At 66.2% G+C, this 15,526-nt stretch carries 15 protein-coding genes and 1 tRNA gene; 12 read left to right on the top strand and 4 right to left on the bottom strand.

Going from position 1 to position 15,526, the window contains the following annotated elements:
- Positions 1-214: 214 nt before the first annotated feature.
- From ACQR1I_RS11265 to ACQR1I_RS11255, 3 genes are all read left to right on the top strand, one after another.
- Entirely contained in the window at positions 215-1,081 is an 867-nt protein-coding gene (locus ACQR1I_RS11265) for a hypothetical protein (RefSeq protein WP_434864664.1), read from the top strand.
- A 143-nt stretch (positions 1,082-1,224) separates the two neighbouring features.
- Positions 1,225-1,827 (top strand): TMEM175 family protein, encoded by a 603-nt coding sequence (locus ACQR1I_RS11260; RefSeq protein ID WP_434864663.1) that lies wholly within the window; start codon positions 1,225-1,227, stop codon positions 1,825-1,827.
- Positions 1,828-2,251: 424 nt separating this feature from the next.
- A tRNA-Gly gene (locus tag ACQR1I_RS11255) sits at positions 2,252-2,325 on the top strand.
- 44 nt (positions 2,326-2,369) lie between these two features.
- On the opposite strand, the gene ACQR1I_RS11250 is transcribed toward ACQR1I_RS11255, so the two are convergent.
- Both ACQR1I_RS11250 and ACQR1I_RS11245 read right to left on the bottom strand, forming a co-directional pair.
- The gene (locus tag ACQR1I_RS11250) at positions 2,370-2,693 is read right to left on the bottom strand and encodes a hypothetical protein (RefSeq protein ID WP_434864662.1); all 324 of its coding nucleotides are present in this window, start codon (positions 2,691-2,693) and stop codon (positions 2,370-2,372) included.
- Between the two features lie 75 nt (positions 2,694-2,768).
- Positions 2,769-3,716, bottom strand: a complete 948-nt coding sequence (locus ACQR1I_RS11245; RefSeq protein WP_434864661.1) for a LysR family transcriptional regulator — start codon at positions 3,714-3,716, stop codon at positions 2,769-2,771.
- A 121-nt stretch (positions 3,717-3,837) separates the two neighbouring features.
- Between ACQR1I_RS11245 and ACQR1I_RS11240 the strand changes: the two genes are divergently transcribed.
- The 8 genes from ACQR1I_RS11240 (at position 3,838) to ACQR1I_RS11205 (ending at position 13,366) form a co-directional block, all read left to right on the top strand.
- A complete protein-coding gene (locus ACQR1I_RS11240) occupies positions 3,838-4,719 on the top strand; it encodes an NAD(P)-dependent oxidoreductase (RefSeq protein WP_434864660.1) in 882 nt (293 codons plus the stop codon).
- Positions 4,720-4,729: 10 nt separating this feature from the next.
- A complete protein-coding gene (locus ACQR1I_RS11235; protein ID WP_434864659.1) occupies positions 4,730-6,259 on the top strand; it encodes an aldehyde dehydrogenase family protein in 1,530 nt (509 codons plus the stop codon).
- A 73-nt stretch (positions 6,260-6,332) separates the two neighbouring features.
- The gene (locus tag ACQR1I_RS11230; protein WP_434864658.1) at positions 6,333-7,289 is read left to right on the top strand and encodes an N-carbamoyl-D-amino-acid hydrolase; all 957 of its coding nucleotides are present in this window, start codon (positions 6,333-6,335) and stop codon (positions 7,287-7,289) included.
- A 325-nt stretch (positions 7,290-7,614) separates the two neighbouring features.
- Positions 7,615-9,216, top strand: coding sequence for an ABC transporter substrate-binding protein (locus tag ACQR1I_RS11225; protein ID WP_434864657.1), 1,602 nt, complete (start codon positions 7,615-7,617; stop codon positions 9,214-9,216).
- Positions 9,217-9,230: 14 nt separating this feature from the next.
- Positions 9,231-10,172 (top strand): ABC transporter permease, encoded by a 942-nt coding sequence (locus ACQR1I_RS11220; RefSeq protein ID WP_434864656.1) that lies wholly within the window; start codon positions 9,231-9,233, stop codon positions 10,170-10,172.
- Positions 10,169-11,086: an ABC transporter permease gene (locus tag ACQR1I_RS11215; protein WP_434864655.1), complete on the top strand. Its 918-nt coding sequence runs from the start codon at positions 10,169-10,171 to the stop codon at positions 11,084-11,086. Before ACQR1I_RS11220 ends, ACQR1I_RS11215 begins: the two co-directional genes overlap by 4 nt.
- Before the next feature lie 319 nt (positions 11,087-11,405).
- Positions 11,406-12,395, top strand: coding sequence for an ABC transporter ATP-binding protein (locus ACQR1I_RS11210; protein WP_434864654.1), 990 nt, complete (start codon positions 11,406-11,408; stop codon positions 12,393-12,395).
- On the top strand, positions 12,392-13,366 hold the full coding sequence (locus tag ACQR1I_RS11205) for an ABC transporter ATP-binding protein (RefSeq protein WP_434864653.1): 975 nt from the start codon (positions 12,392-12,394) through the stop codon (positions 13,364-13,366). Before ACQR1I_RS11210 ends, ACQR1I_RS11205 begins: the two co-directional genes overlap by 4 nt.
- A gap of 40 nt (positions 13,367-13,406) precedes the next feature.
- Here the strand turns inward: ACQR1I_RS11205 and ACQR1I_RS11200 are convergent, their stop codons facing one another.
- Together ACQR1I_RS11200 and ACQR1I_RS11195 are read right to left on the bottom strand one after the other, a co-directional pair.
- Positions 13,407-13,691: a hypothetical protein gene (locus ACQR1I_RS11200; RefSeq protein ID WP_434864652.1), complete on the bottom strand. Its 285-nt coding sequence runs from the start codon at positions 13,689-13,691 to the stop codon at positions 13,407-13,409.
- Positions 13,692-13,897: 206 nt separating this feature from the next.
- Entirely contained in the window at positions 13,898-14,401 is a 504-nt protein-coding gene (locus ACQR1I_RS11195; RefSeq protein ID WP_434864651.1) for a hypothetical protein, read from the bottom strand.
- A gap of 744 nt (positions 14,402-15,145) precedes the next feature.
- On the opposite strand from ACQR1I_RS11195, the gene ACQR1I_RS11190 reads away from it, so the two are divergent.
- Positions 15,146-15,517, top strand: coding sequence for a tRNA-binding protein (locus tag ACQR1I_RS11190; RefSeq protein WP_434864650.1), 372 nt, complete (start codon positions 15,146-15,148; stop codon positions 15,515-15,517).
- The last annotated feature ends 9 nt before the right edge of the window (positions 15,518-15,526 follow it).

Below are 15,526 nucleotides of genomic sequence, written 5' to 3'. Positions count from 1 at the left end.
CCGCCACCTGCGAGGCGGTCAGCGCGCGCGGCGCGACCCTGGCACGCGCCGATTGCAATCGCAACGCAAGGCGCCGCGCTGGAGGTCGGGATCGTGCAGACATGACACAACGCCATCGAATTGACATCCCGCCGCGGCTTTGCGGCTTGCCTTCACAGACTTGCCTCAATGACGTGATGGCCTGCCGGCAGTCTGTGCGTCAAGCGAGCGTGTCATGCGTACATTGGGGCGGAAGACCGGCCATGCCGGTTTGTTGTGTGGAATTATTCTATTTGAGGTTGTTGCAGGCGTCGGTCTTGCGCACAGCGCAGAGCCGGGCGGATCGCCGGCGGGTGAGCAGGCCAAGGAGGTCGGCAAGGACAGCGGGCCGTTCGGTGGCTGCGAGCCGATCGGGCTCACGGCGTCGGGCGAACTGGTGTTCCCGCTCGAATGCAAGAAGATGATCAAGAAGCCGGCCGAATCGCCGGTTGCCGAGGACAAGCCGCCGGCCGATGAGACGACCGCCTCGACGGATGCAAAGCCGCCCGCCCAGGGCCAGGCTGTCGGCGCCGACAAGGCGGCCGCCGCGGCCAAGCCGCCTGCGGCCGACACCGCTACAGCTCCGCCGGTCGCCGCCGCGCCGAAACACGCGGCTGTTACCGGCAAGCCGTCTGCGGGCACCGCGTCCACGACCAAGCTCATGAGCAAGCCGGTCTCCAGCAAGTCGGCGTCCGGCAAGACGGTGGCGGCCAACCCGGCGGCAACCAGCGCCGCACCGGGCAGGACGCTCGCAAGCGCTGGGCCGGGCAAGCCGTCGGGCAGCAGGACCATGGTGGTTGTGGCGAAGGATGCCGGGCAGGCCGACCCGAAGGCGGTCACCAAGGAGGCCAGCAGGCCGAGCCCGATGGCGGCGATCAGATCGATGATCGTGATGGCGAAGCCCTCCGGAGCCGCGACGGCGGTGCCCGCCCGGTCGCAGATCGAGGAGAGGCCGCGGCTGCTGCGCACCGCCAGCATGCCGGCCTGCGTGCAGTTTCGCAGCTACAATCCGGCGACGCGGAGCTATCGCGGCTATGACGGCCACATCTATGCCTGCCGTTGACCGGTGGGCATGAGCCGGTAGACGCCGCGAGGTGCGAAACGACGGCGCCCGGCGCGCCGTCGCCAGATGGTCGGGCGCGGGCGCGCGGGACCTGCTATAGAGCGCGCGCAATCTTGCCCGTCTGGTCCCGTCCGTCCCCTGAAATGACCGAGCCCCAAACCGACCTGTTCGAGATGCGCCGGCTGGAATCGCTGTCCAACACCATCTTCGGTGTGGCGATGACGCTGCTGGCCTACGATCTGCCGAAGCCGAATTTTGCCCACATGCCGGGCTGGCCGGAGCTGCTCCACACCTATGCCGGCCACCTCGCGGGGCTCGTGCTGAGCTTCATCATCGCCGGCGTGTTCTGGATCAGCCATCACCGCCGGTTGGCACGCCAGCCGTTCGGCAGCCGTCCGGTCGTGCTGCTCAACCTGTTTTTCCTGCTGTCGATCGTGCTGCTGCCGGTCACCAACAATCTCTACGGCAGCTATCGCCTGAGCAGCGCCGTCGCCGTGCTCTATGGCGCGCATCTGGCGGTCATCGCCGCGCTGAACGCCGCTTTGTGGTGGCTGGTGTTCGGCGGCGGGCGCCATGCCGAAATCGCGGGCGCGATCTTTCCGGTCGTCGTGTTCGTGCCGGGAATCGCGCTGGCGGCATTGGCGCCGGAGTATGTGCAGTATTTCTGGATGCTCGGCTTCGGCGGCATGGTGGTGCGGCGTTTCGTGCGCGCGAAGCCGGCAAGCGCCACGGACGATCTCGCCTGACACAAAAAACGCGGCGGGCCGTCCGACCCGCCGCGCCTCCGATCTTGAACTCGCTGGTCCAGGGCTGAGAGCGCCCCGTTGCCGAGCCGCGATGGGCACGATCCGCTGACGAATCACGCGCTCATCGAACGTTGCTCACGAAGAGCCGCTCAGCGGGCGATCCCAGCGAGGTGACAGCGCTTGGTGAAAGACACTGGATCACCTCCTTTCGTTGTTGATGGAGATCTCAATATAGGGCTGTCCGAGCCCGAGGGGTAGGGGGGCCGAATACGGAACCTGATCGGCCGCGCCGTCTGCTGCGTTGCAGTCCGCGGCGCGCGGCGGCATCTGATTCGGGGCCTGCCCACCTCCAGCCCGCCCGCATCGGGATCTCGCCCGAAGAGGTTGAGACCGGCTCCGGACCATGTTAGGGAACGCGCGAGATGCGGGTGTAGCTCAATGGTAGAGCAGCAGCCTTCCAAGCTGAATACGAGGGTTCGATTCCCTTCACCCGCTCCATCCGCCTCAATGGCGGTCCGCTGCGTCGCTCCGTTCGCGCGGCGCTAATCGCAGTTGACGCGGTTGCCCAGTCGCCGGCACGTCCGCCCATCGCTGAAATGGGTGGTATTCCCGATCCTCTGCGATGACGTGCCATCGCTGAAATAAGTATGGTTGCCGACCTGCTGCGAGCTGGTGCCGTCGCTGTTGTAGGTGAAGCGGCCGACCTGCTGCGACGAGGAGCCGTCGCTCCAATACACGTTGTTGCCGATGCGCTGACCGGAAACGCCGTCGTGGCAGACGATCTGGCTGCCGATGAGTTGGCAGCTCTCCGCCCGGGCTGCGGTTGCCGCGCCCAGGACCAACGCGATCACGATGATCTTGCGCATGATGGCCTCTCGTCCTTCCTCACCCGGCTTCGAATGCGCGAGCTTAACACGAACGATCCGGCACGATCAGTGCCGTCAGCGGCCGCTGGCGCGCGCTCTGGGTGGGCGTTGCGCCGCTCCCGCCCGGAACGCCCGCATCTGGCCGCTCAGGAAGCGCAGCAGGTGGCCTGCCGCGTGCGGCAGCTCGCGGCCGCGCCGGGTGATCACGCAGGCTTCGCTCGTGGCGAGCAGGCGATTGTCGATCGGCAACGCGGCGAGCGAGCCGTCGGCGAGATCGGCGGTGATCGAGAAGGCCGGCAGCAGCGTCAGGCCGAGGCCGCTCTTGACGAAGTGCCGCAGCACGTTGATCGAGCTCGTCGTCAGCTTCGGCGACAATGGGACGCGCTCGGCCGCTTCGGCCATCGCCACGATCTGGCGCGTGCCGTAGCTCGGGTGCATCAGGCCGAGCGGATGATCGGCAAGCTCGCGCAGGCGCACCGGGCGGCCGAGACGCGCGAGCTCATGATCCGGCGGCACGATCGCGCACAGCGGCTGGCGGCTCGCGGTCGCGACGCGGATGCGCGGGTCGGCTGACGGGTTGAACACCAGGCCGATGTGATAGCGGTCCTCCGCCACGGCGTTGACGACGTCGTTGGTGCCGGCGAGATCGAACGACATGGTCAGGTCGGGGTGGCGCTGCCAGAAGCGGCCGAGCGGGCCCGTCATCAGGTCGCTGACGAAGCCCTCGCCGAGCACGATGTCGACATGGCCGCGCTTGAGGTCGGTGAGCTCGCGCAGCTTGGCGACGGTATCGGCCTGGTCCGCCTGCCAGTGCCGGAAGCGCTCGACCAGGAGCGCGCCGGCCTCGGTGGCGCGGATGCCGCGGCTCAGCCGTTCGACAAGCGTGAGGCCGAGCTCCTTCTCCAACAGCGCGATCTGCCGGCTGATCACCGAGGCGTTGATGTCGAGCGCCTCGGCGGCGGCGCGGACCGAGCCGAGCCGGATCGTCTCCTGCAGGTAGTGCAGGCGGTGGTGGTCGAGCAAGGCGGCCCTCGCGGCGGATTTCGACTGTTGACCAGAGGTCAACAGTAGCGGCAGGAGCCGCTGATGTCTGCCGCGAAATCGGGCGGCTAGGCTGCTTGCCGCAATCTTGGCAGGAGGCGTCGTGACCGCCGTCGGCATCATTGGACTCGGCAACATGGGACGCGGCATGGCGCTGACGCTCAAGGGCGCGGGCTTTGCCGTGACGGGCTACGATGCGCTCGCGGCGACGCGCGAGGCATTGGTGGCCGAGGGCATCGCGATCGCCGACGGCATTGGCACCGTCGTTGCTGCCGCTGATGTCGTCATCCTCTCGCTGCCCACCGCCGAGATCGTCGAGCGGGTCGTGGCCGGTCCCGGCGGCATCGTCGCCCATGCGCGGCCCGGCGTCGTCATCGTTGACACCTCGACGTCGCATCCGGAGACCTCGCGCCATCTGGCCGAACTCGTCAGGTCGCACGGCATGGGCTTCGTCGACGCGCCGGTCAGCGGCGGGCCGAAGGGCGCCGCGACGGGCACCATGACGATGGTCATCGGTGCTGAGGATGCCGATCTCGCCCGCGTGCTGCCGGTGCTGGAGCGCATGAGCGCCAAGCGTGTGCATGTCGGGGGCGTCGGCGCCGGCAACGTCGCCAAGATCGTCAACAATCTGCTCTGCGCCGCGCATCTGCTCACCGCCGCCGAGGCGCTGCGCATCGCTGCTGCTGCCGGCGTCGATGCCGGGCGGCTGCTCGAAGGTCTCAACGCCGGCTCCGGCCGCTCCGGCGTCACGCTGGTCAACGTGCCCACCTGGATCCTCAACGGCGCCTTCGATTCCGGCTTCACCATGCAGCTGATGCGCAAGGACGTGAGGCTCGCGGCGCAGTTCATCGGCGAGCTCGGCCTCGCGCTGCCGATGGCCGCGGACACCGCGCGCATCTGGGCGGACAGCGCCGGCAGCATCGCCGACACCGAGGATTTCAACCGCATCGTCGAGCTGCAGCTCGGCCCGATCGCGAAGGCATGAGAGCGCAGCCATGACCCACTTCATCGATCCGCGCCTGCGCGCGTCCATCAGGCCATTCTGGCCCGCGTTCGAGACCATCGGCTCGCACGTCGGCGGCGAGCAGATCGTCGGCAACGGCGCGACGGTGTCGATCAACGATCCCGCGACCGGCAAATTGCTGTTCAGCTATTCCGATGCCGGCACCGACGTCGCAGCCAAGGCAGCCGCGGCCGCGGTTGCCGGCCAGGCGGAATGGGCGCGAGCCACGGCGGCGGGCCGTGGCCGCGTGATGCAGGCGGTGGCGCGCGCGATCCTCGCCGCCGCCGAGCCGCTGGCGCATCTGGAATCGCTGTCCGCCGGCAAGCCGATCCGTGACACCAGGGGCGAGGTCGCCAAGGTCGCGGAGATGTTCGAGTACTATGCAGGCTGGGCCGACAAATTCCACGGCGACGTCATTCCTGTGCCGTCGAGCCATCTCAACTACACGCGCCGCGAGCCGATGGGCGTGGTGCTGCAGATCACGCCGTGGAATGCGCCGATCTTCACCGCGGGTTGGCAGATTGCGCCTGCGATCAGCATGGGCAATGCCGTGCTTCTCAAGCCGTCCGAGCTGACGCCGCTGACGTCATTGGCGCTCGCTGTCATCGCCGAGCGCGCCGGATTGCCGAAGGGCGTCGTCAACGTGCTCGCCGGCTTCGGCCACACCACCGGGCAGGCCGCGCTCGAACAGCCTGCCGTGAAGAAGGTCGTGTTCGTCGGCTCAGTGCCGACGGGACGGCTGATCGGCGAGGCCGCGGCGCGGCGGCTGCTGCCCGCGGTGCTCGAGCTCGGCGGCAAGTCGGCCAACATCGTATTCGCCGACGCCGATCTCGAACGCGCCGCGATCGGCGCGCAGGCCGCGATCTTCGGCGGCGCGGGGCAGAGCTGCGTCGCTGGCTCGCGGCTCCTGGTGCAGAGCGCGATCTACGACCGCTTCGTCGATCTGGTCGCGCAGGGCGCGGCGAAGATCCGATGCGGCGATCCGTTGTCGGCGGAGACGGAGATCGGGCCGATCAACAACGCCAGGCAATATGATCACGTGCTGTCCTTGATCCGCGCCGGCGCGGACGAGGGGGCCGAGATCGTGGCCGGCAGCAAGGGTGAGCGCGCGCCCAGCGGCTATTTCGTCAGCCCCACCGTGCTCAAGAACGTCACCAACGACATGGCCATTGCGCGCAAGGAGGTGTTCGGTCCCGTCGTCGCCGCGATCCGGTTCGACACCGAGGAGGAGGCGATCGCGATCGCCAATGACAGCGAGTTCGGACTTGCCGGTGCGGTGTGGACGAAGGACGTCGCGCGCGCGCATCGCGTTGCCGCGCAGGTGAAGGCCGGAACGTTCTGGATCAACGCCTACAAGACCATCAACGTCGCCTCGCCGTTCGGCGGCTACAACAACAGCGGCCATGGCCGCTCCTCCGGCGTCGAGGCGCTCTACGAATACACGCAGGTGAAGAGCGTGTGGGTCGAGACCGCGGCCGACCCGACCGTCTCCTTTGGCTACGCGCCGGGCTTGCGCGATTGAACCTGCATGGCATGATGAGTGCAGGAGCAGCGCACCCCGAGAACGAAACAGTTCCGGAATAAGGAACAGCATCATGTCGCGCTTCGTCAATGTCGCCATCGGCCAGCTCGGCCCCATCGCCAGGAGCGAGCAGCGCCCTGCGGTGGTCGCACGGCTGATGGCGCTGATGCGCCAGGCGCACGCCAATGGCTGCGACCTCATCGTCTATCCCGAGCTCGCGCTGACGACGTTCTTCCCGCGCTGGTACATGGCCGATCAGGCCGAGATCGACACGTTCTTCGAGCGCGAGATGCCGGGACCGGAGACGCAGCCGTTGTTTGCACTGGCGAAGGATCTGCGCATCGGCTTCTGCCTGGGGTATGCCGAACTCGCGGTCGAGGACGGCATCGTGCACCGCTACAACACCGCTGTTCTCGTCGACAAGCAGGGCAGCATCGTTTCGAAATACCGCAAGGTGCATCTGCCGGGGCATGCCGAGCACGAGCCGTGGCGCAAATTCCAGCATCTGGAAAAACGCTATTTCGAGCCGGGCAGGAGCTTCGGCGTCACCAACGCGTTCGGCGGCGTGATCGGCATGGCGATCTGCAACGATCGGCGCTGGCCCGAGACCTATCGTGTCATGGGGCTGCAGGGCGTCGAGATGGTGCTGATCGGCTACAACACGCCGGTGCATAATCCGCCCGCGCCCGAGCATGACGACCTCTCGCTGTTCCACAACCGCCTCGTGATGCAGTCCGGTGCCTATCAGAACGGCACCTGGGTGATCGGCGTCGCCAAGGGCGGCATCGAGGAGGGCGTCGACTCCATCGCGGGCAGCTGCATCATCGCACCCTCAGGCGAGATCGTGGCGGCGTGCGCCACCAAGGGCGACGAGATCGCGCTGGCGCGCTGCGACCTCGATCTGTGCAGCTCCTACAAGCAGACGATCTTCAATTTCGACGTCCATCGCCAGCCCGCGGCTTACGGCATGATCGTGGAGCGCAAGGGCGAGCGGCTGATGGCGGATGGTTCGCCGGTGCGGAAGCAATGATTGGCCCGCATCTCTCCTCTCGTCATTCCGGGGCATCGCGCAGCGATGAGCCACGATGCGCAATTGCGCATCGGGGAATCCATAGCCACAGGCGGACGTGCGAGGCACGCTGGTGGTGACATCTCGCTCTTCCGAGGCCCGCCTGTGGCTATGGATTCCGGGCTCGTACCGCTGCGCGGTACGCCCCGGAATGACGAGAGGAGAGAGGCGGGCCCTTGCGTCCCATGCCTCATTTGCGTTCAAATGAATGCACTCGACGTGCATGGCATGGGCCTTGCTTACAAAACTGGCAAATGAACTCAGGCAGATTGCATCAGGAGCAAACATGGATCGCAGAACGGTATTGAAGGGTTTGGCGGGCGCGGGTGGTCTGGCGCTGACGGGTCTTGCGGCGCCGGCGATCGCGCAGGGCGCTGCTGCGCGCACCTTGCGGTTCGTCCCGCAGGCCAATCTCGCCAATTTCGATCCGATCTGGGGCACGCAATACGTCGTGCGCAATGCGGCGGCGATGGTGTGGGACACGCTGTACGGCATCGACGATCAGTTCGTGCCGCAACGTCAGATGGTGGAATCAGAGGAAGTCTCGTCCGACGGCCTGACCTGGACCTTCAAGCTGCGTCCGGGCCTGAAATTCCATGACGGAACGCCGGTGCTCGCCAAGGACGTCGTCGCCAGCCTGACGCGCTGGTCGGCGCGCGACCCGATGGGCCTGATGCTCAAGGCGATCCAGAACGAGCTCACCGCGGTCGACGACAAGACTTTCAAGTGGGTGCTGAAGCAGCCCTATCCGAAGATGCTGTTCGCGCTCGGCAAGGGCAACGCGCCCTGCGCCTTCATCATGCCCGAGCGCATCGCGCAGACCGATCCGTTCAAGCAGATGTCGGAATACATCGGCTCCGGCCCGTTCAAGTTCGCCAAGGGCGAATGGGTGCCGGGCGCCAAGGCGGTGTTCGAGAAGTTCACCGACTACGTGCCGCGCGAGGAGAAGCCGGTGTGGCTCGCCGGCGGCAAGAAGGTGCTCGTCGATCGCGTCGAATGGGTGATCATGCCGGATCCGGCAACGGCCGCCGCGGCGCTGCAGAACGGTGAGGTCGACTGGTGGGAGAACCCGATCACCGATCTCGTGCCGGTCTTGAAAGGCAACAAGAACATCGGCGTCGACATCGGCGACCCGCTCGGCAATGTCGGCTCGTTCCGCATGAACCATCTGCATGCGCCGTTCAATAACGTGAAGGCGCGCCAGGCGATCCTGATGGCGCTGAGCCAGGAAGACTACATGCGCGCGCTGGTCGGCGACGAGAACGCGCTGTGGAAGCCGCTGCCCGGCTTCTTCACGCCGGACACGCCGCTCTACACCGAGGCCGGCGGCGAGATTCTGAAGGGCAAGCGCGACTTCGCGGCCGCCAAGAAGCTGCTCGAGGAAGCCGGCTACAAGGGCGAGCCGATCACCTGCGTGGTGGCGCAGGACCAGCCGATCACCAAGGCGTTCGGCGACGTCACCGCGGATCTTCTGAAGAAGCTCGGCATGACCGTCGACTTCGTCGCCACCGATTGGGGCACCGTCGGCGCCCGTCGCGCGCAGAAGACCCCGCCGTCGCAGGGCGGCTGGCACATGTTCCACACCTGGCACGCGGGCGCTGACTGTATCAACCCGGCCGCCTACACCGCGCTGCGCGCCAATGGCGACAAGGCCTGGTTCGGCTGGCCGACCAGCGAGAAGGTCGAGACGGAGATCACCAACTGGTTCGACGCCAAGTCGCTCGACGAGGAGAAGACGGTGGCGGCCCGCATCAACAAGGCGGCCCTGGATGACGTGGTGTTCGCACCGACCGGCTTCTTCCTCGGCTACACCGCCTGGCGCAAGAACGTCTCCGGCGTGACCAAGGGGCCGATTCCGCTGTTCTGGGGCGTGTCGAAGACCGCATGAGGCGCTGACATCTCATGCTCGCTTATGCGCTCCGACGCGTGCTGTCGACGCTTCCCGTGATGGCGATCGTCGCGCTGTTCGTCTTCAGCCTGCTGTACATCGCGCCGGGCGATCCGGCCGTTGTCATCGCCGGCGACCAGGCGAGCCCGGCGGACGTCGAGCGCATCAGAGCCAATCTCGGACTGGACCAGCCCTTCCTGGTCCAGTTCGGCAGTTGGGTGTGGCGTCTCCTGCACTTCGATCTGGGCACCTCGATCTTCACCAATCTTCCGGTGTCGGCGCTGATCGCCCAGCGCATCGAGCCGACCTTGTCGCTGATGATGGTGACGCTGTTCCTCACCATCCTCATTGCGGTGCCGCTCGGCGTCATCGCGGCGTGGAAGGCGGGCACCTGGATCGACCGCGTGATCATGGCCTTCGCCGTGTTCGGCTTCTCCGTGCCGGTGTTCGTGGTCGGCTACATCCTCGCTTACGTGTTCGCGCTGAAGTTCGATCTCTTGCCGGTGCAGGGCTATACGCCGCTGTCGCAGGGCGTGTGGCCGTGGCTGCAGAACCTCATTCTCCCGTCGGTCGCGCTCGGCTGCGTCTACATCGCGCTGATCGCGCGCATCACCCGCGCCGCGATGCTCGAAGTGCTGCAGCAGGACTACATCCGCACCGCGCGTGCAAAGGGGCTCGGGCAGGGCGGCATCCTGTTCATCCACGCGCTGAAGAACGCCGCGGTGCCGATCGTCACCGTGGTCGGCATCGGCATTGCGCTGCTGATCGGCGGCGCCGTCGTCACCGAGAGCGTGTTCGCGATTCCCGGCCTCGGCCGGCTGACAATCGATGCCATCCTGCGCCGTGACTATCCTGTCATCCAGGGCATCGTACTGTTGTTCAGCTTCGTCTACGTGCTCGTCAATCTCCTGATCGACATCACCTACACCCTGGTCGACCCGAGGATCCGCTATTGACCGCCACGACCACCACGTCTCCTCCCGCCGGGCTCGTCGTCGCGCCGCGTCTGCCCGACCTGATGGCGGCGCCAAAGATCCGGCGCGGCGCCATCGGCTTCCTGCGCAACCATCCGACGGTCGCGTTCGGCGGCGCGCTGCTGCTGCTGCTCGTGATCATCGGCGTGTTCGCGCCGTTCCTTTTCACTGTCGATCCCACTGCGATCGCGCCGGCCAAGCGGACGCGGCTGCCGTCGGCGGATTTCTGGTTCGGCACCGATGCGCTTGGCCGCGACATCTATTCGCGTGTGCTCTACGGCACCCGGGTGTCGCTGACCGTCGGCCTGTCGGTGGCGTTGGCGGCGTCACTGATCGGGCTCACGATCGGCCTCGTCGCCGGCTTCATTCGCTGGGCCGACGGCGTGCTGATGCGCTGCATGGACGGGCTGATGTCGATCCCGCCGATTTTGCTGGCGGTCGCGCTGATGGCGCTGACGCGCGGCAGCGTCGGCAACGTCATCCTCGCCATCACCATCGCCGAGATTCCGCGCGTCGCCCGCCTCATCCGCAGCGTCGTGCTGTCGTTGCGCGAGCAGCCTTACGTCGACGGCGCGGTCGCTTCGGGCACGCGCACGCCGATGGTGATCCTGCGCCACATCCTGCCCAACACCATGGCGCCGATGCTGGTGCAGGCGACCTACATCTGCGCCAGCGCCATGATCACCGAGGCCATCCTGTCCTTCATCGGCGCCGGCACGCCGCCGACCATTCCGTCGTGGGGCAACATCATGGCCGAGGGCCGCGCGCTGTGGCAGGTGAAGCCCTACATCGTGTTCTTCCCGGCGGCGTTCTTGTCGGTCACCGTGCTCGCCGTGAATCTGGTGGGCGACGGTCTCCGCGACGCGCTCGACCCGCGCATGGCGAAGAGCCCATGAGCGGGATGGTGGGAAGAATGTCAGTGCGCGCCATCGCAGAATCCGCGTCGCAACTTCCTATGATGCGCTCCATTCTCTCCGCCCGTCATTCCGGGGCAGCCCGCAGGGCTGAGCCCGGAATCCATAACCACAGGACGATGATGTGGAGCGAGATCCCACAACGGGTGTGCCTCACACACCTCCCTGTGGGTATGGGTTCCGGGCTCGCGCTGACGCGCGCCCCGGAACGACGTGGGGAGAGAGCGGGGCATGCCACTGACTCAACGAGACTGAGCGAGCTCATCTGCGACCACGAGTCCAACGTCCCGGAGCTCACCTGATGCCGCTGCTCGAGGTCGAGAATCTCCAGGTCCATTTCCGCACGCCGACCGGCATCAACCGTGCCGTCGACGGCGTATCGTTCCACGTCAATCCCGGCGAGACGCTGGCGATCGTCGGTGAATCCGGCTGCGGCAAGTCGGTCACCTCGATGTCGATGATGCGCCTGATCCCGGAGCCGCCCGGCAAGATCGCCGGCTCCATCAAGCTCGAGGGCAGGGAGCTGCTGAAGCTGTCCGATCGCGAGATGCGCGCGCTCCGCGGCAACGACATCTCGATGATCTTCCAGGAGCCGATGACGAGCCTCAATCCTGTGCTGACGGTCGGCCGTCAGATCGGCGAGACGCTGCGGCTGCATCAGGGCCTCGACCGCGACGCGGCCGAGAATCGCGCGGTCGAGATGCTCTCCCTCGTCGGCATTCCTGAGCCTGCGCGCCGCGTCCGCGAATATCCGCATCAGCTGTCCGGCGGCATGCGCCAGCGCGTGATGATCGCGATGGCGCTGGCCTGCAATCCAAAGCTCCTGATCGCCGACGAGCCGACCACCGCGCTCGACGTCACCATCCAGGCGCAGATCCTCAAGCTGATGCTCGAACTGAAGCAGCGCGTCGGCGCCGCGATCATCCTGATCACGCACGACCTTGGCGTCGTCGCCGAGGTCGCCGAGCGCGTGATGGTGATGTATGCCGGACGTAAGGTCGAGGAAGCGCCGGTGAAGGAGCTGTTCCGCTCGCCGCGGCATCCCTATACGCAGGGCCTGCTCGGCGCGCTGCCCAAGCTCGGCTCGTCGCTCTCGGGCGAAACCAAGCGCCTCGCCGAAATCCCCGGCCAGGTGCCTGACCTCAAGCAGCGCATTGACGGCTGCGTGTTCGCCGGCCGTTGCGCGCTGGCGACTGACCTCTGCCGGCAGTATGCACCGGGGCTGGAGCAGAAGGCCGCGCATCACATCGCCGCTTGTCATTTCGCCGCCAAGGAGCAGGCCGCCGCATGACCATGCCGCTGCTCCAGGTCAACGACCTCAAGAAGCATTTTCCGATTCGCAGCGGCCTGTTCGGGCGCAGCAAGAGCCGCGTCCACGCAGTCGACGGCGTGTCGTTCGAGATCGCGCGCGGCGAGACGCTGTCGTTGGTCGGCGAATCCGGCTGCGGCAAGTCGACCGTCGGCCGCGCCATTCTCAGGCTGTTCGACGTCACCGCCGGGCAGATCGTGCTCGACGGCCAGCGCATCGACGATCTCCCCCCGGGCTCCCTCCGCGAGATGCGCCGCCGCGTCCAGGTCGTGTTCCAGGACCCGTTCTCCAGCCTCAACCCGCGCATGCGGATCCGCGACATCCTCGCCGAGCCGATCCGAAATTTCGGTCTCGCCAAGGACAACGCCGAGCTCGACGCGCGCATCGGCGAGCTGATGGAGATCGTCCGCCTGCCGCGCGACGCCGTGAACCGCCGGCCGCACGAATTCTCTGGCGGCCAGCGCCAGCGCATCGGCATCGCGCGGGCGCTCGCCGCCAAGCCCGAGCTGATTGTCTGCGACGAGGCGGTGTCGGCGCTCGACGTTTCCGTCAAGGCGCAGATCGTCAATCTGCTGCAGGATTTGCAGCGCGAGTTCGGCCTCGCGCTACTGTTCATCAGCCACGACCTCGCCATCGTCGAGCACATGACGCACCGCGTCGCCGTGATGTATCTCGGCCGCATCGTCGAGATCGCCCCACGCCGCCAGATCTTCGCATCACCGGGGCACCCCTACACCAAGGCGCTACTCTCGGCCGTCCCGATCCCCGAGCCCGGCGCCGAACGCTCGCCGATCATTTTGAAGGGCGACGTGCCGAGCCCGGTGAACCCGCCGAAGGGCTGCCGCTTCCACACGCGATGCCCGCTCGCTTTCGATCGCTGCCGCAGCGAGGTGCCCGAGCTCAGGCTCAAGGGCGAGGAGCAGTGGGTGGCGTGTCATTTGGAGAATGCGTGAACTCCACGATGGAGCGCACCTAGATCATCCGCAACAATCCTCACATTCCAACGAGAGGATGCACGTATTGAACAATGAACGCTGCGCAAACATAACACACAGCAAACACGCAAACTGAGATCAACACTCGCATTCGAGCTCGGTTGCCCTCTTCGCTCCACAGCGACGGCAAAAACAAAATGAGTGGCCCGAGCATTGGCAACTGTCTTTTCGTCTCGGGCCGGGCACACCCCAGCATGAAGATAAAGCTGTAGACCATCACCAACGTCGATGCCACGCCGCCCAGGATGCAGATCAATCCTGAAATCTGAGTGAGCAGTTTCACTATTCGCTCCGATTGCCGAGGATCATTTGGCGAAGAAATTTCCGGTATGACCTACCGAAACGACTGTCGCCTGTCTCCTGGCTGGTCCTTCGAATTCTGCCGATCAGCCATGTATAGCGATGGGCATACCATCGCCCGGCCTACTCCGAGCGCCGTCATGTACACGCTATGAAGCGTCGCCGTGGTGCCGTTCCCATGGGCCATCTTCAGAGCCGCGTATAGACCTGAACCACCGGACAACCCAGCAGCTCCTCGAACTGCGCGAGTTCATCGCACGTCAACAGGCGCGCGAATGCTGTCCTGATCCGGCATCGGCCGAACCCGACGCTGCGTGCGGGACGCCACTCGGATTTCGGCTTCGCCTCGTCTCCGGCCAATGGAAAGCAGATCAGATCGAGGCTCGTTCGCCGCCCGCAGCAGGGGAGTACGATCGTCAGATCCGTAAAGCAGGACGTCTCAGCATCCCACAGTTCATCCAGCCGGCTGAAGACCCATTGCGTTTTGAAAGCATGCGTGCAGGACGGGCAGATCGCGGTTTGCACCGAGGACGCGCCGATTTCGAGCTGCGGCCCATCGAACACATTGATGGCAATCTCGGCATCACCGTAGTCGGGCAGCTGCTGCCAGTGTCGACGCGCCGCTTCGCAGCCATCGGCGTGGGGAACGTGCCAGGGGTCGATCGGCAAGAGCGCGATCTGGCTGGTGGACATGCTGGTTTCCCTGCGGCCTCGGCGATCAATCGGGCATGCGTGCCGTGAAAATGCGGACCTAAGTTGATCGATGACCGTGTTTCATTGGAGGTAGCAACCCTTGCGCTCTGTCAAGCAACGGCAGCGTCATTTTGAAGGCGAGATGGTCACCCCCGGCGTCATTGCGAGCGCAGCGAAGCAATCCAGGGCCAGGGATGCCGCCCTGGATTGCTTCGTCGCTTCGCTCCTCGCAATGACGGGGGAGAGAGCGGGCATGGTCTCGAAGAGCCTGACTGAGGATGCACGTGCGGAGCACTGAGGATGCATGTGCGGAGAGTGGTCGGCTGGACCTCAGTGCGCCCGCTACCCTCCGCCGTCTTCCCGGGCAAGCCGCGACGGCGCGAAGCAGCGGCGGGGCGCCGACCCGGGACCTATAATCCGTGACGGCCGTTGGCTTGCGCAAGTCCGGCGATCTCGCGTCACGACATCGTCCTGTGGTTATGGATCCCGGCGTTCGCCGGGATGACGGCGGGGGGGTGGAGGCAGCGAGTTTCTGCTGAGAAAGCTGCGTTCATGCCATGCGTCCTGCGACCCATCCGCCACACCGTCCCGGCCAATCGCCGGCGGCAGCCCGCCGTCCCCAGGGGGGTGCATTGTCAGCGCTCAACCCGGCGACTAGAAATTGATCTGGTTGAGGAATCTCCAATTCGCCGTGCTGGGACCCGTGCTCCGGCGCGGCCCCGTCCCGCGTTCGATGAGGCCGCCATGCATCTTGCCCATGATCCCACGGCACCCCCGGCGGACCCGATCAGCTTCGACCAGTTTCTCGCGGTCGACATCCGCGTCGGCACCATCGTCGCCGCCGAGCCGTATCCGGAGGCGCGCAAGCCGTCGCTGAAGCTGACGATTGATTTCGGCGAGGGGATCGGCACCCGGCGTTCCAGCGCGCAGATCGCCTCGCTGTATGACCCGGCCACCCTGGTCGGCCGCCAGGTCGCGGGTGTCGTCAACTTCCCGCCGCGCCAGATCGGCAAGTTCATGTCGGAGGTGCTGACGCTCGGCTTTCCCGATGAACAGGGCAATGTCGTGCTGTTCCAGCCCGACAAGCGCGTGCCGAACGGCGCGCGGCTGTTCTGAGCGGGGGGC

The organism is Bradyrhizobium sp. HKCCYLS2038 (genome assembly GCF_051167655.1).
Lineage (GTDB): Bacteria > Pseudomonadota > Alphaproteobacteria > Rhizobiales > Xanthobacteraceae > Bradyrhizobium.
This window is presented reverse-complemented; position numbering and strand designations above follow the sequence as displayed.